This is a genomic window from Hyunsoonleella sp. 2307UL5-6 (assembly GCF_047345485.1).
GTDB lineage: Bacteria > Bacteroidota > Bacteroidia > Flavobacteriales > Flavobacteriaceae > Jejuia.
This window is the reverse complement of sequence record NZ_JBLFEN010000001.1, coordinates 433550-454857: the sequence shown is the minus strand read 5'-3', so window position 1 is coordinate 454857 and position 21308 is coordinate 433550. Positions and strand designations below refer to the sequence as shown.

Annotated in this window: 21 protein-coding genes; 13 read left to right on the top strand and 8 right to left on the bottom strand. The window is 32.2% G+C overall.

Annotation, left to right across the window (positions count from 1 at the left end):
- Positions 1–20: 20 nt before the first annotated feature.
- Positions 21–1583, bottom strand: coding sequence for an FMN-binding glutamate synthase family protein (locus tag ACKGJY_RS02000; RefSeq protein ID WP_413972168.1), 1563 nt, complete (start codon positions 1581–1583; stop codon positions 21–23).
- Between the two features lie 126 nt (positions 1584–1709).
- Here ACKGJY_RS02000 and ACKGJY_RS01995 point away from each other — a divergent pair, with 126 nt between their 5' ends.
- Positions 1710–4061 (top strand): ATP-dependent helicase, encoded by a 2352-nt coding sequence (locus ACKGJY_RS01995; RefSeq protein ID WP_413972167.1) that lies wholly within the window; start codon positions 1710–1712, stop codon positions 4059–4061.
- Between the two features lie 11 nt (positions 4062–4072).
- Here ACKGJY_RS01995 and ACKGJY_RS01990 read toward each other — a convergent pair whose 3' ends face one another.
- A complete protein-coding gene (locus tag ACKGJY_RS01990) occupies positions 4073–4984 on the bottom strand; it encodes an alpha/beta hydrolase fold domain-containing protein (protein ID WP_413972459.1) in 912 nt (303 codons plus the stop codon).
- A 157-nt stretch (positions 4985–5141) separates the two neighbouring features.
- Here ACKGJY_RS01990 and ACKGJY_RS01985 point away from each other — a divergent pair, with 157 nt between their 5' ends.
- Positions 5142–5762: an L-threonylcarbamoyladenylate synthase gene (locus tag ACKGJY_RS01985; RefSeq protein WP_413972166.1), complete on the top strand. Its 621-nt coding sequence runs from the start codon at positions 5142–5144 to the stop codon at positions 5760–5762.
- A gap of 547 nt (positions 5763–6309) precedes the next feature.
- Positions 6310–7875 carry a hypothetical protein gene (locus ACKGJY_RS01980; RefSeq protein ID WP_413972165.1) on the top strand — a complete coding sequence of 522 codons (1566 nt, stop codon included), beginning with the start codon at positions 6310–6312 and terminating at the stop codon, positions 7873–7875.
- A 393-nt stretch (positions 7876–8268) separates the two neighbouring features.
- Here ACKGJY_RS01980 and ACKGJY_RS01975 read toward each other — a convergent pair whose 3' ends face one another.
- From ACKGJY_RS01975 to ACKGJY_RS01965, 3 genes are all read right to left on the bottom strand, one after another.
- Entirely contained in the window at positions 8269–9108 is an 840-nt protein-coding gene (locus tag ACKGJY_RS01975; protein WP_413972164.1) for a flagellar motor protein MotB, read from the bottom strand.
- A 106-nt stretch (positions 9109–9214) separates the two neighbouring features.
- On the bottom strand, positions 9215–10204 hold the full coding sequence (locus tag ACKGJY_RS01970) for a glycosyltransferase family 2 protein (RefSeq protein ID WP_413972163.1): 990 nt from the start codon (positions 10202–10204) through the stop codon (positions 9215–9217).
- Entirely contained in the window at positions 10201–10647 is a 447-nt protein-coding gene (locus ACKGJY_RS01965; protein WP_413972162.1) for a type I restriction enzyme HsdR N-terminal domain-containing protein, read from the bottom strand. The genes ACKGJY_RS01970 and ACKGJY_RS01965 overlap by 4 nt, the downstream gene beginning before the upstream one ends.
- 62 nt (positions 10648–10709) lie before the next feature.
- Between ACKGJY_RS01965 and holA the strand changes: the two genes are divergently transcribed.
- Positions 10710–11714 (top strand): DNA polymerase III subunit delta, encoded by a 1005-nt coding sequence (gene holA, locus ACKGJY_RS01960; protein WP_413972161.1) that lies wholly within the window; start codon positions 10710–10712, stop codon positions 11712–11714.
- Positions 11714–12379, top strand: coding sequence for a uracil-DNA glycosylase (locus ACKGJY_RS01955; protein ID WP_413972160.1), 666 nt, complete (start codon positions 11714–11716; stop codon positions 12377–12379). The genes holA and ACKGJY_RS01955 overlap by 1 nt, the downstream gene beginning before the upstream one ends.
- Before the next feature lie 6 nt (positions 12380–12385).
- Here ACKGJY_RS01955 and ACKGJY_RS01950 read toward each other — a convergent pair whose 3' ends face one another.
- Entirely contained in the window at positions 12386–12580 is a 195-nt protein-coding gene (locus tag ACKGJY_RS01950) for a hypothetical protein (RefSeq protein WP_413972159.1), read from the bottom strand.
- 280 nt (positions 12581–12860) lie between these two features.
- Here ACKGJY_RS01950 and ACKGJY_RS01945 point away from each other — a divergent pair, with 280 nt between their 5' ends.
- From ACKGJY_RS01945 to ACKGJY_RS01910, 8 genes are all read left to right on the top strand, one after another.
- On the top strand, positions 12861–13700 hold the full coding sequence (locus ACKGJY_RS01945; RefSeq protein ID WP_413972158.1) for a 1,4-dihydroxy-2-naphthoyl-CoA synthase: 840 nt from the start codon (positions 12861–12863) through the stop codon (positions 13698–13700).
- Entirely contained in the window at positions 13700–14602 is a 903-nt protein-coding gene (menA, locus tag ACKGJY_RS01940; protein ID WP_413972157.1) for a 1,4-dihydroxy-2-naphthoate octaprenyltransferase, read from the top strand. Before ACKGJY_RS01945 ends, menA begins: the two co-directional genes overlap by 1 nt.
- A 40-nt stretch (positions 14603–14642) precedes the next feature.
- Complete coding sequence (locus tag ACKGJY_RS01935) at positions 14643–15320, top strand: metal-dependent hydrolase (protein WP_413972156.1); 678 nt, start codon at positions 14643–14645, stop codon at positions 15318–15320.
- Between the two features lie 111 nt (positions 15321–15431).
- Positions 15432–16121 carry a DUF2490 domain-containing protein gene (locus ACKGJY_RS01930; RefSeq protein WP_413972155.1) on the top strand — a complete coding sequence of 230 codons (690 nt, stop codon included), beginning with the start codon at positions 15432–15434 and terminating at the stop codon, positions 16119–16121.
- Positions 16122–16145: 24 nt separating this feature from the next.
- Positions 16146–16907 (top strand): carbonic anhydrase family protein, encoded by a 762-nt coding sequence (locus ACKGJY_RS01925; protein ID WP_413972154.1) that lies wholly within the window; start codon positions 16146–16148, stop codon positions 16905–16907.
- Between the two features lie 91 nt (positions 16908–16998).
- Entirely contained in the window at positions 16999–18033 is a 1035-nt protein-coding gene (locus ACKGJY_RS01920) for an o-succinylbenzoate synthase (RefSeq protein WP_413972458.1), read from the top strand.
- 2 nt (positions 18034–18035) lie between these two features.
- A complete protein-coding gene (locus ACKGJY_RS01915; RefSeq protein ID WP_413972153.1) occupies positions 18036–18995 on the top strand; it encodes a lysostaphin resistance A-like protein in 960 nt (319 codons plus the stop codon).
- Between the two features lie 12 nt (positions 18996–19007).
- Positions 19008–20084, top strand: a complete 1077-nt coding sequence (locus ACKGJY_RS01910; RefSeq protein WP_413972152.1) for an AMP-binding protein — start codon at positions 19008–19010, stop codon at positions 20082–20084.
- 54 nt (positions 20085–20138) lie between these two features.
- On the opposite strand, the gene ACKGJY_RS01905 is transcribed toward ACKGJY_RS01910, so the two are convergent.
- Complete coding sequence (locus tag ACKGJY_RS01905) at positions 20139–20882, bottom strand: YebC/PmpR family DNA-binding transcriptional regulator (protein WP_413972151.1); 744 nt, start codon at positions 20880–20882, stop codon at positions 20139–20141.
- 122 nt (positions 20883–21004) lie between these two features.
- The gene (locus ACKGJY_RS01900; protein WP_413972150.1) at positions 21005–21298 is read right to left on the bottom strand and encodes a 4a-hydroxytetrahydrobiopterin dehydratase; all 294 of its coding nucleotides are present in this window, start codon (positions 21296–21298) and stop codon (positions 21005–21007) included.
- Between the last annotated feature and the right edge of the window lie 10 nt (positions 21299–21308).

Here is a 21308-nt window from a genome sequence, read left to right as displayed (position 1 = left end):
AGAACTGTTTTAATGTTATTTTATGGTTGTTTTTTTATGCCACCTAAATGCTCACAATCTTTAAGATGTTGCATACCATCAAACGGTACTGTTTGTTTTGTATACATGTAAGCTTTATCTAATGTTTTAGACAAATTTTGATCATCTACATTCATTGAAATATCATTCATTTTAAACTCACAAGGGTGTTCGTATCCAGCAGCATGGGTTATTTCTATCAATTCTTTTTTAAATGTCTTAAAATACTGCGCTAAACGTATAGATTTTAAAGTTGGGTCAATTCCATTTTGCAACCATTTGTTTTGTGTTGCAACACCAGCAGGACACCGATTAGTATGGCAAATTTGGGCCTGTATACAACCAATACTCATCATGGCTTCGCGTGCTACGTTAATACAGTCAATACCCATCGCAAATGCCATAGCGGCTTTAGCAGGAAACCCTAATTTCCCACTACCAATAAATACAACACGATGTATTAATCCTTTAGATTTAAATAGTTTGTAAATTTTGGCAAACCCATATACCCATGGTAGGGATACATGGTCTGCAAAACTCGGTGGTGCTGCACCTGTACCGCCTTCGCCACCATCTATTGTAATAAAATCTGGGCCTTTACCCGTTTTTAGCATAAAATCTGCTAATTCTTCCCACTGGTCTAATTTTCCAATAGCGGCTTTAATCCCTACGGGTAAACCTGTATTTTCAGCTATAGCTTCAATAAAATCAAGCATTTCTGGAACATTAGAAAATGCTTTGTGAGTAGGCGGTGAGAGTACTGTTTTTCCAATATCAACACCGCGTATTTCTGCTATTTCTTTTGATATTTTTTTTCCAGGAAGTACACCACCTTTTCCTGGTTTTGCACCTTGAGATAATTTTACTTCTATAGCTCTTATAAATCTATTTTCCTCAACTAGTTTTATCATTTTTTCCATAGAAAAACCACCTTCTTTAGTACGCACACCAAAATAGCCTGTTCCAAAATGGAACATTACATCACCACCATTACTGTGATAAGGTGATAAACCTCCTTCTCCTGTATTATGATACGCATCGGCTAAGGCGGCACCTTTGTTTAAAGAATCTATAGCTTTTGCAGATAACGATCCATAACTCATTGCTGATATGTTGATTACTGATGCTGGCCTGTACGGTCTTTTTCGTTTGTTATAAGCTCCAATTACTTTAGCACATGGTAGAAATGTGTTATCTGTTTTGTGCGGGTGCTCATCTTTAACTTTAAAAGGCATCATAGCATTATTTATAAAAATGTGTTGGTGCGCATGTATGTCTCTGTCTGTTCCAAATCCTTCATAATTATTTTCTTTTTTAGCAGAGGCGTATACCCAACCACGTTCAATTCTATTAAAAGGGAGTTCTTCTCTATTATTAGCCACAAAATATTGACGCATCTCTGGGCCAATACTTTCTAGCATATAGCGAATATGGCCTACTAAAGGAAAATTATGAATAATAGTATGTCTTCGTTGTAAGATATCTCTAAGTGTGATTATGGCTAAAACAACTATAATCCATAACCACCACGGTAAATCCTTAATAACGTCAAAAACTGTTTCCATATATTTTTTTAAAGCCTTAAAGATATTCAAAAAATATATTAAAAAGAATTGTTTATAATTATTGACAATTCAAATTAAATATGCCATAAACATTGGTTATTTTCACGTGTTGAAAAAGAAGATATCTTGAAAGAATATTTAGAGCAATTAAATAGCGCACAATTAGAGCCAACCATACAGATTGAAGGCCCAATGATAGTCATTGCGGGTGCAGGATCTGGAAAAACGCGTGTACTTACATTTCGTATTGCTTACATGATGAGTAAAGGTATAGATCCTTTTAATATTTTATCCTTAACCTTTACCAATAAAGCAGCACGCGAAATGAAAGAGCGTATTGCATCTATTGTAGGTGCTAGTGAAGCAAAAAACCTATGGATGGGAACGTTTCACTCTGTATTTGCAAAAATTTTACGTATTGAAGCAGATAGGTTAGGGTATCCTAGCAATTTCACCATTTATGACACGCAAGATTCTAATAAATTAATTTCTGCCATTATCAAGGAAATGAATTTGGATAAGGATATTTACAAATACAAACAAATTCGCTCCCGAATTTCTTCTTATAAAAACAGTTTAATCACTGTTAGGGCTTATTTTCAGAACCCAGAATTAATTGAAGCCGATGCTATGGCGCGTCGCCCAAGAATGGGCGATATTTACAAAGCCTATGTAGAGCGTTGTTTTAAAGCGGGTGCTATGGATTTTGACGATCTGTTATTAAAAACTAATGAGCTTTTAACACGTTTTCCAGAGGTTTTAGCAAAATATCAAAACCGGTTTAAGTATATTTTGGTGGACGAGTATCAAGATACCAACCATTCTCAATACTTAATTGTGAGAGCATTATCTGATAAATTCCAAAATATATGTGTTGTAGGTGATGATGCGCAAAGTATTTATGCTTTCCGTGGCGCGAATATTAATAATATTTTAAACTTTCAGAAGGATTATGATGATGTAAAAGTGTTTCGTTTAGAACAAAATTACCGCTCTACAAAAAACATAGTAAATGCAGCAAATTCTATTATAGATAAAAACCAAACTAAGCTTGATAAAATAGTTTGGACAGCTAATGATGAAGGCGAAAAAATAAAAGTAAACCGGTCTTTAACTGATGGAGACGAAGGGCGTTATGTGGCAAGTACTATTTTTGAGACTAAAATGGAGGCTCACGTGCCCAATAGCGATTTTGCAGTGTTGTACCGCACCAATGCGCAATCGCGTGCTATTGAGGATGCGCTTAGAAAACGAGATATAAAATACCGTATTTATGGTGGCTTATCTTTTTACCAACGTAAAGAAATTAAAGATGTATTATCTTATTTGCGTTTGGTGATAAACCCAGCAGACGAAGAGGCCCTTAAGCGTATTATAAACTTTCCGCCTCGTGGTATAGGGCAAACTACTATTGATAAGTTAATAGTGGCTGCAAATGGGTATGGGCGCACTATTTTTGATGTGATTAAAAACATCGATAAAGTAGATATTAAAATAAATTCTGGCACTAAAACAAAACTTGAGAATTTTGCAACACTTATAGAGAGTTACCAAGTTATGAACCAAACTGCTGATGTTTTTGAATTGGCAGACCATGTGACTAAAAGTAGCGGTTTAATTCGCGAATTTAATAAAGATGGTACACCAGAAGGTGTTATTAAAATGGAAAACATTGAGGAACTCCTTAATGGTATGAAGGATTTTGTAGAAGGGCAAATAGAAATAGCTGATGCTACAGGATCCTTAGCAGAATTTTTAGAAGATGTGGCACTCGCTACAGATATGGATAAAGATAAAGGCGATAGTGACCATGTGGCGTTAATGACAATTCACTTAGCTAAAGGTCTAGAGTTTCCCTATGTATTTGTAGTTGGTTTAGAAGAAGATTTATTTCCAAGTGCTATGAGTATGAATACGCGTAGTGAACTAGAGGAGGAGCGTCGCTTATTTTATGTGGCATTAACTAGAGCTGAAAAACAGGCCTATTTAACGTATGCCTTATCTAGATACCGTTGGGGAAAATTAATTGATGCAGAACCAAGTCGGTTTATTGAAGAAATAGACGAACAGTATTTAGATATTGTAACCCCAATAGAGGAGCGCCGTTATAATCCCATGTTAGATGCTAGTATTTTTGGTGATGTAGAACCTAATAAAGTGGCATCTCCAAATAGAATCCGATTTAAACCAGCAAAACACTACCAGCCTAAAAAAGGGGCTACTAAAAAAGAAGCCGAAAAATTTCAAGTATCAACACCTAAAAATTTAAAACCTGTTTCTAAAACAACTAGTGGAAATTCTAATCTGTTTGATAGTAAACTCGCTGCTGGTAATATTGTAAAGCATATCCGTTTTGGTAAAGGCGAAGTGCTTAAGATAGAAGGTAAAGGTGCAGATACAAAAGCAGAAATTAAGTTTGAAACTGGTGGAAACAAAAAATTGTTATTGCGCTTTGCGAAGTTAGAGGTTATTGGGTAGGTGCTACAAAATTAGAGATAAAGCTTTATAAAAGCATCTAATTTTGTCCATGTATCTAATAATGCTAAACCATCCCAACCATGGCCTTCATTTTCATATAAGGTAAACTCATGCGTTACGCCTAAATTTTGTAATTTATCTCTTAGGTCTATCCCTTGTGAGGTAGGAATTAATGGATCTTGTCCGCCATAAAATAAAATAGTAGGAGGCGCAGAAGCTGTTACTTGATGAAACGGACTTACCTCTTCTAAAAAACCTGTATCTGTGCCAATTTCAAACAAATCCAATAACCCTTGGACTGTAGGGTCTGTATTGTTTAAATACGACGGATCTGTAAAATTAGTAGGCCCAACAATACTACAAACCATATCTACTTTACGGTTACTGTCAAAAGCATAACTCCATAATAGTGCTAAGTGTGCGCCAGCACTAGTGCCAATAAAACCTATGTCTTCAGAAATAGAATATTTGGTTTGGTTATCCTTTAAAAAATCCACTACACGCGTTATATCATTAATTTGCATGGGGTATGGCGGGTTGTCGTCATCTGCAAGCTTATAATTCATGTTTACTATAGCAACATCAGGTATCTCGTTAGAAATAAGAAGTTTAATAGGCTCCATATCGCTTTTATCGCCAGCTCTCCATCCGCCACCATGCACTAGTATTATAGTTTTTGTAGCTACAGTTCTATTAGCTGGAAGGTACAAATCAAACTCTTGTTTGTCATCATCACCATAAGACACACCAAACGCTTCATACGCTTTGCTGGTATCAATAATAGCGCTAGGAATTACAGGATCAATTGTAGTGTCGTTTGTGCAAGAGGTGTGTATAATACCACATAAAATACCAATAAAAAATAATTTTAATTTACTCATAAATCTATTGTTTTGTAAACACTTACAAGTCTTTAAGTGTATCTTTAGTTCAATTTTTAAAAAGTATTAAACAAATACTTTTTTTAAAGATTTTATAATTTTAACGCTATTGCATACTGTTTGTTGCGTTATACTGTTTTATAATTTGTTGCAAACTTTTTTTTAATTACTTTGTAATTATAAGTGCAAGGTAAATATTATGGCTCAATTTATTAAAATATACGAAGAAAATCCTAACCCTAAAGCAATTGATACTGTAGTAAAGGTTTTAAAAAAGGGCGGACTCATTATTTATCCTACCGATACCGTATACGGTTTAGGCTGCGATATTACTAATATTAAAGCTTTAGAAAAAGTAGCACGAATTAAAGGCCTAAAGCTCGAAAAATCAAACTTTTCATTCGTATGCCATGATCTTAGTAATTTAAGCGATTACGTTAAACAAATAGATACCACAACTTTTAAAATACTTAAACGCGCCCTTCCTGGGCCATATACGTTTATACTTCCTGGGTCTAAAACACTACCAAACCCTTTCAAAAAACGTAAAACGGTAGGTATTAGGGTGCCAAATAATACTATTGCTTTAGATATTGTAAAACAATTGGGTAACCCTATTATTTCAACCTCTATCCATGATGAAGATGAAATTTTGGAATACACTACCGATCCAGAATTAATTCTTGAAAAATGGAATAACCTCGTAGACTTAGTCATAGATGGCGGTTACGGCGATAACGAGCCTTCAACAGTTATCGATTTATCAGAAGGCAAACCAGAAATCATCAGGCAAGGTAAGGGCGATTCAGATATTTTTTAATTTTTTTGGGCGCTACCCACAAGGGGTCAGGCTTTCCGTTATATCTTTCTGCGAAGCTATTCTATAATCTGTAAAACCTAGCTATTTAAGGCTATTAACTTTAAAAGGGACTATATTGTTAATGGTAAAGCTTCGCATAAAGGATGCCACTTCAATCCTTAGCGCAGAAGAAACCTTAGTCTTTTTTTTAGGAAAAATGAGGTGTTTATATTTTATTTTCCTACTTTAAAGTCCTCCTCAAACCATGTTAATTTCTTAATTTTTTTAGAACTAGGATATGTTTAAAATGTATCACAAAAAAAGGCGACAAAAATAAATTTGCCACCATCCACAAATACAGATAGAACTTTAAAAATTAGTATAAAATTTTATGATATTCTTAAAATCATAACGTTTTATTTAACTATTTATCAAAAACGTTAAACAAAAATTAACAAATTTTTAACAAAAAAGTATTTTGTTAATATATTAGGTGTTTTTGTCTATATTTTTAATTCAAACGGCAATTATATTTGGAACTATTATTTTAACTAAACAAAATTAAATTATGAAATCTTTAAAATTTTTGCCCACAGTAGGGCGCTTATTATTAATTGCTTTTTTTGTGAGTATAACAGCTTGTGAAAATGAAATTGCAGACAATACAGATCCTAATGTAGGTATTGAAACTGCTGAAGACGATATTCCTTTTGAGAAAATTGCAGAGAACAGTTTTAATATATTAGAAAACAAATATGAGCCTAGACCACCTGTTGAAGCACCAGGAGAGAAGCCAACTAAAGATGCTACTAGTATCACATCAAAATCAAATGCTGCGCCTCAATGGACTGTATTTAGGGTAAATACTAACGATAGGAGGAATATAAATTATGGTCTTTTTGGGGCAAATAACGATTGGCGTTTTATTCCAGATAGCGATTTTAATCGTAATTTTATTCCTTCAATGCGAAATATTAGTGGTAACGGATTGCGTTACCCAGGCGGATGGGAGTCTGAATACTACGATGCTAATACTAATACTACTCCAGGTTGGAATAACACACCAGCCCAAGCAGGAGCTTCTGTAAATTCTCTTATTAATAATGATATTGGTGTATTATCGATAGTGATACCTACTGTTGATGCTATGAACCGTCCATTGTGGGACCCAACTTGGTGGGCAGCAATACAAACCTTAAAAACTAAAGCGAATACAATTATAGATAGAGTAGGAGCCTATAGAATAGATTATGTAGAAATAGGAAACGAATGGTGGCTACAGTGGGGTGGCGGTGTTTCTCGCTTTGATAAGGTTAGAAAATACGGACAAATAGCTAAACTTTTAGCAAGACACTTAAAACAACGCTACGGTAACGATTTTAAAATTCTTGTGAATGGTGACTATACTGTGCCTTCAGAATTTGGTACTATAAAAACTATTTTTGGAAATGAATTAAATAATATAGATGGTAGTGCCTTACACCCTTATGCTGGATATAATAGTTTTACTCACAACTTAAATAATTTAGAAAATTTAATTAATGATTGTAAATATTATCTAGGTAGAAATTATGTAACACAATCAGAATGGGCACCTTCAAAAGCTTATAACAATAATAGAGTATATGCTCAGGCTGCAAATATTATGGTAGATATGTTTCATAAATTTGCTAGAACAAACTCTAATGCTGCAGCTTATTGGGCTCCAGAAAATAGCACTTTACCTGGTTTAGGGCTTTTTAATTCTACAGCTTCTAATGTCAATTATCCGCAGGCTCAAATATTCAAAAGTATGTCTGATTCTTTTTCAGGTCAAGCTATTTATAATAGTGAAGATTTTGGCTCTCAACGACAGGGGATTATTAAAATGGCTTCTAGAATTAGTGGAAAACAAGTAGCCTTATGGATTTCTGGTTTTGATGTAGGTGATACCGATGTTTGGATTGATTTCCCAGGACGTAGTGTAAGAAGCGTATGGTCTACAATTTACTATCCGTCTACTTATAATGGAGACCAACCACAACCAATGGGACATTATTATAACGATTGGTGGAGAAGTACTACAGGAATAGGTGTTAAACTAAACTCATGGCGTAAATATGGTATTGCTTTTGTAATATTAGATTTATATTAATTTTTAGTTGTTTTATTTAATTAAAAAGTGAATTTACAACTAAAAATTAAGCCATAGAAGCTTTTGCTTCTATGGCTTTTTTTTGTAAAAAATGCTATTGATTTTATAGATTACATATGGACTAAACCACGAGCTAATAATTTTTTTATGCTTGTAACAAGCAGCCGTTAAAATACGTTATGCCAGATAACCGAGGTGACATATGCGTTTTATTACATCATCTATTTTACAAATAATTTACGTGGAGAGCGACTGCTTAAATAGTTATAGGTTTAAATTTATCAAATTTAAATAACTAAAAAAACACATTTAGGGTTACCCTAAAATAGTATAAAAAAGAAAAAGCTCAACTTTTAAAGTTGAGCTTTAACACGTAAATATGTTTTTTAAATGCTATTGTCCTCCAGCTTCAAGATTTTTCATCTCTTTCTCAACCAATTCGTAAAATTGATCTAGTTTAGGCAGTACTACTATTCTTGTACGTCTGTTAGTTGCTCTATTTTCAGCAGTTTCGTTATCAACTAATGGCACATAAGAGCTACGACCTGCAGCAATTAATCGTCCTGGATTTACTTCTAAATCTTCTAAAACACGAATAATAGATGTAGCACGCTTTACACTTAAATCCCAATTATCTATTAAAACACCGCTAGAGAAAGATCTGCTATCTGTATGGCCTTCAACCATACACTCAAAATCTGGTTTAGCATTAACAACTTTAGCAACTTTAGCTAATACTTCTTTAGCTTTAGAAGTTACATTGTAGCTACCACTTTTAAATAATAATTTGTCTGATATTGATATAAATACAACACCCTTTTCAACATTCACCTCAATATCTGGATCATTAATACCAACTTCGCGCTTAAAGCTAGTAACTAATGCTAACGTAACACTATCTTTTTGTGTTAACGCATCTTGTAAACGTGTAATTTTTAAATCTTTTTCTTTTAAACTCTCTAAGGTTTTTTCGACATTACTTGCACCTTTAGCAGAAATTATTCCTAGGTTATCATTGGCATCTTTTAAATCATTAACTCTATCTTGTAAAACAGAAACCTTAGCTGTTGCAGAAGCTCTTTCTTCTAAACAAGAGTTTAATTTTACCGTAGCAGAGTTTAATAAATCTTGAGTTTCTTTTTGCTTTTCTTCAAGTGCTAAAAATTCTTTTTTAGACACACAAGAACTTAATGCAAATAGTGCAGATAAGCTAAGTAACAATACTTTTTTCATAATAAATAGTTAGATTTTTGAATTAAATAATTACCAAATGATATTGACAAAAATATATAAAAAACGGTTGAATTAAGAACTGTTAACAAAACTTTTACTAACCAAGTTATAAACTTTTATATTTTCTTTTTTTATTTATAAAATAGTCCCAAACTATCGATGTTGTTTGATAGTATTTAAATTGAGGTTTATTAATTTTTCGCTTTCTTAATAGGTAATTAATTGATGCATAAAAACTAAAATGTGCTTTTATAATAGCTATAAAATGCGCAAATTTAAACTCTACTAAAAATTTAATACCAGCTATACCATCTAATACTAACCTTAAAAATACTATAATAAGAATATTTCCTTCAGCGTTTTTTACTAAAGTAAATAAGCTATTTCTAAAATTTAAATAGGTTTTTTTAGGGTTAGAGTTACTTAATGTGGCGCCACCAACATGGTATACCACAGCTTTACCATTATAAAAAACGTTATAGTTGTTGTGTTGCGCACGCCAGCACAAATCAATTTCTTCCATGTGTGCAAAAAAGGTTTCATCAAAACCATGTAATTCTTTAAATATTTTAGAGCGGATAAATAAGCAAGCACCAGAGGCCCAAAATATTGGAGTCTCATCGTTATATTGCCCTATATCTTTTTCAATAGTATTAAAAATTCTACCTCTACAATACGGATACCCAAATTTATCAATAAAACCACCAGCAGCTCCAGCGTACTCAAAGTAATCTTTTTGGTTATAATCTAAAATTTTAGGCTGTATAATGGCTGTTTCAGGATTTTCATTAAAGCTTTTTTTAATAGGTAATAACCAATTTTCGGTAACTTCAACATCACTATTTAAAAGACAAAACACATCAGCTTTTACATGCTTTAGTGCTTCATTATAGCCTTTTGCAAAACCACCATTAGATTCGTTTTTAATTATATGTACTGTTGGGAAGTTGGTTTTTAAATATTTAATAGAATCATCTGTAGAGGCATTATCAGCAACATAAATATCAGCATTTTCTGAGTGCTTTATAACAGCGGGTAAAAACTGTTTTAATAGGTGTATTCCGTTCCAATTTAATATTACAACCGCTATTTTCATTGTTTATATTCAGGTATATCTTTTAGGAATTGGTATTGTGAATGCTCAAAATCCATCTGACAATAATAATGATTTAATCCGTTAGTTACCATAAGATAATCGGCATTCAAAGTTAAATTATATCTCGCAATTTGATCAAAAGTAGTTTGATTTATCGGTACGTTGGGCGCTTTACATTCAACAATAAGTTTAATGTCTCCGTTAGATTTAAAAACTACAATATCGTAGCGTTTTTTAAGATCATTAACTTTAAGTGCTTTCTCAACATTTATTAACGATTTTGGGTATTTTTTATCTTCAATTAAATAATGAATACAATTTTGACGCACCCATTCTTCTGGCTGTAACACCATAAACTTTTTACGAATGATGTCAAAAATTAAAACTTTATTTTCGCTATTTTTGAATCGAAAGGGGTATGTTGGAAAGTTTAGCTTATGCATGTCACAAATTTATCACTATAATAGTATTTTGAATGTTTTTAAATAAAAAATTTTATTAAGTTTTGGACGAGGTTAAGCAATTAGTTACAGATATTAAAAATAAAAACTTAAAGCCAATTTATTTTTTAATGGGTGAGGAGCCATACTACATTGATAAAATTTCTGATTTTATTGAAAATAGTATTTTATCGCAAGAAGAGCGAGGTTTTAACCAAATGACATTGTACGGTAGAGATGTATCAATTGAAGATATTATAAGTAATGCAAAACGCTATCCTATGATGGCAGAGTACCAAGTGGTAATTATTAAAGAGGCGCAAGACTTGTCTCGTACCATTGAGAAATTAGCATCTTATGCTAAAAACCCACAGCCTACTACAATTTTGGTTGTTAATTATAAGTATAAAAAAATTGATAAACGTAAAGCCTTATACAAATCAATAAAAAAAACTGGAGTTATTTACGAAAGTAAAACGCTATATGAAAACCAAGTTGCAGATTGGATTAGACGCACATTATCCCCAAAAAGCTATACTATAACGCCCAAGGCGGCGCAAATGCTTGTAGAGTTTTTAGGTACAGATTTAAGTAAAATAAACAACGAATTAGAGAAGTTACAAATTATTTTACCAAAAGATAGCCAGATTACACCTGAAGTGATTGAAGAAAATATTGGTATAAGTAAGGATTATAATAATTTTGAATTGCGTAAAGCTGTTGGAGAACGAAATGCTAAAAAAGCTCATAAAATAGCGAATTATTTTGCCGATAATCCTAAAGACAACCCTATTGTAGTTACTGTTGCGTTGCTATTTAACTTTTTTTCTCATCTATTACATTTCCATGGTTTAAAAGATAAATCTCCACGAAATGTGGCATCAGCTTTAAGAATCAATCCTTATTTTGTAAATGAATATGTTTTAGCGGCAAGAAACTATCCTATGCGAAACGTGAGTGCTGTAATCTCAGTTTTAAGAGATTTTGATGTAAAGAGTAAAGGGGTTGGTGCTAATGCAGTTTCACAAGGTGATTTATTAAAAGAGCTATTATTTAGAATTTTAAATTGATGGAAGTAACTATTCATGAAAGTTGGAAATCCTACTTAAACGCTGAATTTGAAAAATCGTATTTTAAAAATTTAGCTGAGTTTGTTAGAAAAGAGTATAAAAGTTACCAGTGTTTTCCTGCTAGTATAGATATATTTAATGCTTTTAATTATTGCCATTTCAATGAGGTTAAAGTCGTTATTATCGGTCAGGACCCATATCATGGTAATGGACAAGCAAATGGCTTGTGTTTTTCAGTAAGTGAAAATATGAAACATCCGCCTTCTCTAGTTAATATTTTTAAAGAAATAGAAACAGATTTAGGGAATCCTTATCCCAAAAGTGGCGATTTATCAAGATGGGCTAAGCAAGGTGTATTACTATTAAATGCAACCTTAACAGTTCGTGCGCATCAAGCAGGGAGCCATCAAAAAAAGGGTTGGGAAGTTTTTACCGATGCTGTTATTAAAACTGTTAGCACTCAAAAAGAGCGTGTTGTTTTTTTACTTTGGGGCGGTTATGCGAAAAAAAAATCAAAATTAATAGATACGAGTAAACATCTAATATTAACAACAGGGCATCCATCACCATTAAGTGCCAATAGAGGTTATTGGTTTGGTAATAAACATTTTAGTTTAACCAACGCTTATCTTAGGAAAATAAATAAAAACCAGATAAATTGGTAGTAGGTATTAACTTCCTGTAGGTGCTAGTTCTTGTGTTTTAGATGTATCACTTTTATTACTGTTTAAGGTAATTAAAGTACTATCTGTACTTAAATCTTTTTGTAAAGTTTGCTTCTTTTTAGTTGCTAAATAAGTTACCGCAAAGGCTAATCCATTTAAGATTAGTAAACTTATTATTGTTAAAGTAATGTTATATATCATAAATAGTTGGGGATTGATATTTCGGTAAAAGTATTAAATTTTTCGATAAAATGCTAATAAATAAGATGAAACGTTAATTTATTTGTTAATATGATCCAAATTTAGCAAATAAAGTACTACAAAAAAATAAGTAGAGCTACTTATTTTGATTTTTACCAATCTTTAATTTATTTTCTTACATTAATGAGAATTCATTATAAATTGATATTCTTAATTATTATTTTAATAAGAATATAACACTTTGTAAAATATAATATATTTTTGACTAAAATTTAAGCATATGAGTGGTATTAAATGGGAGTGTGTCAAAGAATATGAGGATATAACATATAATAAATGCAATGGTGTTGCCCGTATTGCTTTTAATAGACCAGATATTAGGAATGCATTTAGACCAAAAACGACTAGTGAATTGTATGATGCATTTTATGACGCTAATGAAGATACGTCTATAGGTGTAGTTTTATTATCTGCAGAAGGACCATCAAGTAAAGACGGTGTTTATTCGTTTTGTAGTGGTGGCGATCAAAAAGCTAGAGGTCATCAAGGTTATGTTGGAGAAGATGGGTATCATAGGTTAAACATACTTGAAGTACAACGATTAATTCGGTTTATGCCTAAAGCTGTAATAGCTGTAGTTCCTGGTTGGGCTGTAGGTGGTGGCCATAGTTTACATGTGGTTTGCGATTTAACTTTGGCCAGTAAAGAACACGCTATTTTTAAACAAACGGATGCAGATGTTACTAGTTTTGATGGCGGTTACGGATCAGCTTATTTAGCGAAAATGGTAGGACAAAAAAAAGCCAGAGAAATATTTTTCTTAGGTAGAAACTATTCAGCTCAAGAGGCATACGAAATGGGTATGGTAAACGCAGTAATACCACACGCCGAATTGGAAAGTACAGCTTATGAGTGGGCTCAAGAAATATTAGCAAAATCGCCTACATCCATCAAAATGCTTAAATTTGCTATGAATTTAACCGATGACGGTATGGTAGGGCAACAAGTATTTGCAGGAGAAGCTACACGATTAGCTTATATGACAGATGAGGCAAAAGAGGGACGTGATGCATTTTTAGAAAAACGTAAACCTAACTTTGTCAAAAAATGGATTCCATAATGAAAAACATTTCAATATGGATTTCTGCAATGCGACTGCGCACACTACCATTATCATTATCGGGTATTATTATAGCCTCTAGTTTAGCGGCTTACAACGGTTTTTTTGATATTAAAATTTTTATTCTCGCTATTTTCACCACGATTAGTTTACAGATACTATCTAATTTAGCTAATGATTATGGTGATGGTATAAAAGGCACCGACAACCAAAACAGGATAGGACCAGAGCGTGCCTTACAAAGTGGTGCAATTACACCTGAAACAATGTTTGAAGCCATAAAGCTAAACATCTTAATATGTATTGTATTATCCTTTTTCTTGATTTTTACAGCGTTCGGTTCTCAACATTTTTTACTTACGCTACTTTTTTTAGGTTTAGGTATAGCCTCAGTTGTTGCAGCTATTAAATATACTGTTGGTGGTAAAGCTTATGGATACAGAGGTTTGGGAGATGTTTTTGTGTTTGTTTTTTTTGGACTAGTTAGTGTTATTGGTTGTTATGTTTTATATGCTAAAACTATAGATCATGTAGTTTTTCTGCCAGCAATTACCATAGGTTTGTTATCTGTGGCAGTTCTAAATCTAAATAACATGAGGGACATTAAGTCAGATTTAGCATCCGATAAAATGACGTTAGCTGCTAAATTAGGCATAGAAAAAGCAAAAAAATACCACTTCTTTCTAATTATTTCTGCCATAATTGTTTCTGCATTATTTGGTATATTATATTATGTGTCACCTTTTAATTTGATATATTTTATCGCTTACATTCCTTTAATTAAACATGTGATATTAGTTAAAAACAACAGTAATGTAGCAGAATTGGATTTTGAATTAAAAAAAGTAGCACTATCGGCTTTCTTCTTGTCGCTATTAATGGCAATCGGGCATTTACTGTAATTTTACTTGTAATTTCAGTATTTTAGTAAAAACTTTTTTTATGAAAATTACATTTTACGGTCACGCTTCCCTTGGTATACAAATTAAAGACATACATATTGTTGTAGATCCTTTTATAACCGGTAATCCTAAAGCTGAACATATAGATATTCATGAAATAAAAGCTGATTATATTTTAGTTACACATGCACATCAAGATCATATACTAGATGTAGAGGCTATTGCAAAACGTACAAGAGCTACTGTAGTTACGAATTATGAAATTGCAAATTATTTTAGCAACTTTGGTATAGAATGTCATCCTATGAATCATGGTGGCAAATGGTCTTTCGAGTTTGGTATGGTAAAATATGTTAATGCAATACATACGTCTTCATTTCCAGATGGTAGCTATGGTGGTCAACCTGGGGGTTTTGTAATAGAAGGTGAAGATGAAAATATTTATATAGCTGGTGATACAGCGTTAACTTTTGATATGAAGTTAATACCAATGCATACAAAACTAGACTTAGCTATTTTACCAATTGGTGATAATTTTACTATGGGTATTGATGATGCCGTTTTAGCTAGTAATTTTCTAGCTTGTGATACAATTTTAGGATACCACTACGACACTTTTGGATATATTGAAATTGATCATCAAATGGCTAAAAAGAAGTTCTTAGAGCATAATAAGAACTTAATACTTCTAGAAATTGGCGATGCTATAGATTTATAAAAACAACTCAATATTTACATTTCCTATTGTATTATAAGAAATACTAATAATTTATTGACTTAAATCAAATTAATAGTATTGCTTTTACAATTGAAATTAAAACTATTTATTATGAAATCAAAACTTTCTTTATTAGTTATTTTGCTTTCAACTTTCTTTGCTTATTCACAACCAGAGCAATCACAAACGGGCGCTTGGTATATGTATTTTTTTAATAAACAATTTGATACTAGTAATTTTGGTATTCAAGGAGATTTGCAATATAGAAATTGGAATACTATAGGAGATTTAGAACAATTATTGGTTAGAACTGGAGTTACTTATACACCAAAAGATTCTGGAGTATTATTTACATTAGGTTTTGCAAATATTACAACAGGGACTTTTGGTGATCGTAACGATACTACTGGCGAAAACAGGATATATCAAGAAGCACTTTTTTCTCAAAAATTAGGGAGTCGCTTTTACTTAGCTCATAGATTTAGGTACGAACAACGCTTTGTGGAAAATCAAGATTTTAGAACAAGATACCGCTACAACTTATTTTTAAACATCCCTTTAAATAAAAAAGCATTGGTTAAAAATGCTATATATACAGCATTTTACAATGAAATATTTATTAATGGACAAACTAATATTGGCAATAATAACACAGTACAACTTTTTGATAGAAATAGAACATATCTAGGTTTAGGTTATGTTTTAAAACCAGAGCAACGCATCCAATTTGGATGGATGAATCAAAAAACTGTAAACTGGGGTAAAGGGCAATTACAATTTAGTTTTCACCACAATTTTTAATAATATTAAATTAAAATTAACATTATGAAAAAGTCATTAAAATTTTTAGGTATTTCAGTTTTTGCGAGTTTAATCATGTCTTGTGATAATTCTGAAAAAAAGACAGTAGTTTCTGAAGTAAAAACAGCTACGGTAGATATGGCAACACCAATAAAAAGTGTGCTTACTGCAGAAGAGCAAGCAAGTATGACACCAGATGAAATTATTGGTAGATTAAAAAAAGGGAATGAAAATTTCGTAAACAATAATTTAACGCAACGCGACCACTCAGAACAACGTCGTAAAGCTGCAATAGGACAATATCCTAAAGCTATAGTATTATCTTGTGTAGATAGTAGAGTGCCAGTTGAAGATGTTTTTGATTTAGGAATTGGTGATATTTTTGTAGCAAGAGTAGCTGGGAATATTGAAAATAGAGATATTGTAGGTTCTATGGAATTTGCATCAGCAGTGGCTGGGTCTAAACTAGTTATCGTATTAGGGCATACCTCATGCGGTGCAGTAAAACATGCTATAGATAACACCGATGCTGCCTCTATGAATATGACTGCTTTAAATGATTTGCTAAATGAAATAAAACCTTCTGTAGCGATGACAGAAAAAAATGGAGAAGTATCTTCTAAAAACACAGCATTTACTACTAGTGTTATAAAAAATAATGCGATAAAAACTGTTGAAGATATCCGTAAAGCATCGCCTAAAATGGCTGAACTTGAAAACAAGGGAAAAATTAAAATAGTTGCAGCACTTTATAATATGGAAACAGGTAAAGTAGATTTTATATAAACTCTTAAGTAAAATTACTTAAAAAAAGGCACAACTTTAAATGCTAAAGTTGTGCCTTTTGTATTTTGATGTGTATTTTTGTAGTACAAGTATGAATGCAGCTTTTAAAAAACATATTTTAAATTTTAAAACACCAAGCGGTACTTCTCGGGGTATATTAAACACCAAAGAAACGTGGGTTATAATTATTAATTCTGAAGGTAAACAAGGTATTGGTGAATGTGGTATGTTTAAAGGCTTATCTATTGATGATGTTCCAAATTTTGAATCTAAATTACAATGGACTTGTGATAATATTACTCTTGGTTTAGATACGCTTCTTGATAAACTAGCCGCATACCCAAGTATTCAATTTGGTTTAGAAATAGCATTTAAATCTCTAAAAAGTAATACTCAATTCATACTATTTCCTTCTGATTTTACAACAGGTAAGGCCTCTATTGCAATTAATGGTTTAATATGGATGGGTAGCGAAACCTTTATGAAACAGCAGATAAAAGATAAAATTGCTGCTGGTTTTGATTGTATTAAAATGAAAATAGGAGCTATTGATTTTAAAAAAGAAATAGGGGTGTTGAAAGCCCTACGAAAAGAATTCACTTCTAAAGACATACAATTACGTGTGGATGCTAATGGTGCATTTGCTGTTAATGATGCTTTGGAAAAACTTAAAATACTATCAGATCACGATTTGCATTCTATAGAACAACCTATAAAACAAGGCCAAATTGATGATATGGCTTTACTTTGCGAAAAAACACCATTACCTATTGCTTTAGATGAAGAATTGATTGGGGTCTTTAATGTTGCAAAAAAAACAGAATTACTACAAGCTATTCGTCCACAATACATTATATTGAAACCCACTTTGGTTGGCGGATTTGCAGGGAGTAATACTTGGATAGATGCAGCAGAAAAAGAAGGTATTGGATGGTGGATAACTAGTGCCTTAGAAAGTAATGTTGGTTTAAACGCTATTGCCCAATATACTTACACCACCAAAAATAAAATGCCACAAGGTTTAGGTACTGGCGGATTGTTTACTAATAATTTTGAGTCGCCACTATATGTGGATAAAGGACAACTGAATTATGGAGAGGCTGCAAAATGGAAAATTAAGTTATAGATATGTATATAGAACAAGCTTATAAAGGATTAACAGATGCATGGCGTTATATTATAGGTTGTGTTATCATATTTATTATGTGGCAAATTATAGGTTCTATGCCATTGTTAATTGGGTTAGCGCTAAAAGTAGAGAGTTTTAAAGATTTTCCTACTGATATTGCTGGAATGGCCACGTTATTAGGTGAAAATTTATTTTTATTTTTAATGCTCTTATCTTTTGCCATTGGGCTTTTAGGTGTTTTGATAAGTTCTAAATACTTGCATAACTTGTCCATTACTCAATTTACTACAACAAGGTCTAAAATTGATTGGAAACGGTTTTGGTTCATATTTATAGTTTGGGGTGTTACATCAAGTAGTTTTGTATTGTTAGAGTATTTTTATTTTGCTCCAGAAAATTATGTTTGGAATTTTAAGTTGCAACCTTTTTTAGTTCTATTAGCAATAGGTGTTATTCTTTTACCATTACAAACTAGTTTTGAAGAATATGCATTTAGGGGTTATGGTATGCAGTTTTTAGGTACCCTTTTTAAAAATAGATGGTTGCCATTAATTATTACTTCTGTCACTTTTGGCTTAATGCACATACTAAATCCAGAAGTAGAACAACTGGGATATATCATTATGGTGTATTATATAGGTACAGGCTTATTTTTAGGTATTATAACCCTTATGGATGATGGCTTAGAACTAGCTTTAGGATTTCATTTTGCAAACAACTTATTTACTGCGTTATTAGTTACTGCAGATTGGACTGCTTTACAAACCAACAGTATTCTAAAGGATATCAGTGATCCTGAGAAAATGGGAATCATGGAAATTTTTGTGCCTGTGTTTGTCATATTTCCTATTCTATTGTTCATTTTATCTAAAAAATACAAATGGACTAATTGGAAAGATAAGTTACTAGGTCCTGTGATTGAACCACCAAAAGAAGATTATAAAATTTTAGAAGAATAGATATATAAAAATATGACTCCAGATTACACCAAAGTTCACAATAGATTTAAGTTAGAAGGCTATCATTATGATTATGAAAGTTTAATGGAAGTGGCCTATAGTTTTGTAAAAGAAGGTTACCCTTATCAACAACAATTAGGCTTGTTTTTATTGGACTGGTTAGATAACAAACAATATATAGAGGTTAAAACTTCAGGGTCTACAGGAAAGCCTAAGATGTTGAAAATAAGCAAGCAAGCCATGGTTAATTCAGCCATTACTACAGGTGATTTTTTTAATTTAACACCTGGTAAAAAAGTGTTAAATTGTTTGCCTTCTAACTTTATAGCAGGAAAAATGATGATGGTAAGGGCTATAGTTTTAGGGCTAGAAGTAGATATGGTTGTGCCATCATCTTTACCTAGAATTGACTATGATAAAGATTACGATTTTTGTGCATTTACGCCAATGCAGTTAAAAAACTTTGCTAAATATTTAAAGTCTATAAAAACTGTGATTGTTGGTGGTGGTCGAGTATCTAATACGATTAAAGCACTAATTAAAGACAAAAAACCACAAGTTTATGAAACGTATGGGATGACGGAAACCGTATCTCATATAGCCGTTAAAAAACTTAATAACTTCTCTGGATCTGAAACTGATAACTATTTTACAACATTACCCAATATTAACATATCTAAAGACGATAGAGGATGTTTAGTTATTGAAGCACCAAACCTTTCGGATGAAATTATTGTTACAAACGATTTAGTAGAAATTTATTCTGAAAACCAATTTGAATGGATTGGACGCTATGATAATGTTATTAATACGGGCGGTATTAAAGTATTTCCGGAGCAAATAGAGGAGAAGCTTCAAGATAAAATGAAAGGACGTCAATTTTTTATCTATGGTATTGAGGATGATACTTTAGGTGAAAAAGTAATTATGGTAGTAGAAGGGACTGAAAATGATGTAGATGACACTTTATTAGATGGTTTAGATAAATATGAAAAGCCAAAACACATCTATTTTACAAGAAAGTTTAAAGAAACAGCGTCTGGTAAAATACATAGAGCAAATACTATTGCATCTGTTCTAAACGCTTAAAAAAAACCGAATCAATATTATTTGGTTCAGGTTTTATATTTTTTTGGTAAATGGCTAATCTGTTTCCTGCATCGTATGATATACGTTTTGCACATCATCATCTTCTTCTAGTTTTTCAAGTAGCTTTACAACATCAGCAGCTTGTTCAGCAGATATAGATTTGGTGACTTGTGGTATACGCTCAAAACCAGAGGATAAAATTTCAATATTGTTTTCTTCCAAATACGATTGAATTTTTCCAAAACTTTCAAAAGGCGCATAAATCATCACACTATTAATTTGGTTCCCATCTGCATCTTGATCGGTATCTTCAAAAATTTCTTCAACCCCAAAATCAATTAATTCCAATTCCAGCTCTTCTAAATCTAAAGTTTCACCTTTAATTTTAAAATTACAAGTATGGTCAAACATAAATACCACAGAACCTGATGTACCCAAACTACCATCACATTTATTAAAATAACTACGCACATTAGCTACGGTTCTTGTATTATTATCAGTCGCTGTTTCTACTAAAATAGCAATACCGTGTTGTGCATAACCTTCAAAAACTACTTCTTTATAATCGCCTTGGCTTTTGTCAGATGCACGTTTAATAGCACGTTCTACATTATCCTTTGGCATATTTACAGACTTCGCATTCTGTATCACCGCACGTAATCGGGAATTACTATCAGGATCTGGACCACCTTCTTTTACAGCCATTACAATATCTTTACCTATACGCGTAAAGGCTTTACTCATGGCAGACCAACGTTTCATTTTTCTTGCTTTTCTAAATTCAAAAGCTCTTCCCATAGTTTTAAGTTAAAAAGTTATAAGTCATTATAGTGCCTAAAGTTTATTATTATTTAGACGTTTCGCAAATTTAAAAAAATAATAGTTTCTGGCAGTACTATAAACTAAGCGCAAAAATTGTGTTATTCATCTTCTGGCTCCACAATAGTTTCAATAGCTTCTGCCAATTTAAAATCTTTAGAAGTTACACCATCAGCATCATGCGTAGATAAAGAAATGGTTAACACATTATACACGTTAGACCAGTTAGGATGATGACTTAAGGCTTCACACTCAAAAGCAATACGGCTCATAGCACTAAAGCAATCTTTAAAGTTTTCAAACTCAAATTCTGCATGTATGGCATTATCATAATACTCCCAATCTGGAAATCTTAGTAATTTAGCTTCTATTTCTTGTTCAGAGAGTTTTTTCATAATTTATTTT

What these genes read in the sequence shown, in the direction of transcription:
- ACKGJY_RS02000 (WP_413972168.1), bottom strand. Translation starts at nt 1,583, where the DNA reads ATGGAAACAGTTTTTGACGTTATTAAGGATTTACCGTGGTGGTTATGG.
- ACKGJY_RS01985 (WP_413972166.1), top strand. Translation starts at nt 5,142, where the DNA reads ATGGCTCAATTTATTAAAATATACGAAGAAAATCCTAACCCTAAAGCA.
- ACKGJY_RS01980 (WP_413972165.1), top strand. Translation starts at nt 6,310, where the DNA reads ATGAAATCTTTAAAATTTTTGCCCACAGTAGGGCGCTTATTATTAATT.
- ACKGJY_RS01975 (WP_413972164.1), bottom strand. Translation starts at nt 9,108, where the DNA reads ATGAAAAAAGTATTGTTACTTAGCTTATCTGCACTATTTGCATTAAGT.
- ACKGJY_RS01970 (WP_413972163.1), bottom strand. Translation starts at nt 10,204, where the DNA reads ATGAAAATAGCGGTTGTAATATTAAATTGGAACGGAATACACCTATTA.
- ACKGJY_RS01965 (WP_413972162.1), bottom strand. Translation starts at nt 10,647, where the DNA reads ATGCATAAGCTAAACTTTCCAACATACCCCTTTCGATTCAAAAATAGC.
- ACKGJY_RS01955 (WP_413972160.1), top strand. Translation starts at nt 11,714, where the DNA reads ATGGAAGTAACTATTCATGAAAGTTGGAAATCCTACTTAAACGCTGAA.
- ACKGJY_RS01950 (WP_413972159.1), bottom strand. Translation starts at nt 12,580, where the DNA reads ATGATATATAACATTACTTTAACAATAATAAGTTTACTAATCTTAAAT.
- ACKGJY_RS01945 (WP_413972158.1), top strand. Translation starts at nt 12,861, where the DNA reads ATGAGTGGTATTAAATGGGAGTGTGTCAAAGAATATGAGGATATAACA.
- menA (WP_413972157.1), top strand. Translation starts at nt 13,700, where the DNA reads ATGAAAAACATTTCAATATGGATTTCTGCAATGCGACTGCGCACACTA.
- ACKGJY_RS01935 (WP_413972156.1), top strand. Translation starts at nt 14,643, where the DNA reads ATGAAAATTACATTTTACGGTCACGCTTCCCTTGGTATACAAATTAAA.
- ACKGJY_RS01930 (WP_413972155.1), top strand. Translation starts at nt 15,432, where the DNA reads ATGAAATCAAAACTTTCTTTATTAGTTATTTTGCTTTCAACTTTCTTT.
- ACKGJY_RS01925 (WP_413972154.1), top strand. Translation starts at nt 16,146, where the DNA reads ATGAAAAAGTCATTAAAATTTTTAGGTATTTCAGTTTTTGCGAGTTTA.
- ACKGJY_RS01920 (WP_413972458.1), top strand. Translation starts at nt 16,999, where the DNA reads ATGAATGCAGCTTTTAAAAAACATATTTTAAATTTTAAAACACCAAGC.
- ACKGJY_RS01915 (WP_413972153.1), top strand. Translation starts at nt 18,036, where the DNA reads ATGTATATAGAACAAGCTTATAAAGGATTAACAGATGCATGGCGTTAT.
- ACKGJY_RS01910 (WP_413972152.1), top strand. Translation starts at nt 19,008, where the DNA reads ATGACTCCAGATTACACCAAAGTTCACAATAGATTTAAGTTAGAAGGC.
- ACKGJY_RS01905 (WP_413972151.1), bottom strand. Translation starts at nt 20,882, where the DNA reads ATGGGAAGAGCTTTTGAATTTAGAAAAGCAAGAAAAATGAAACGTTGG.
- ACKGJY_RS01900 (WP_413972150.1), bottom strand. Translation starts at nt 21,298, where the DNA reads ATGAAAAAACTCTCTGAACAAGAAATAGAAGCTAAATTACTAAGATTT.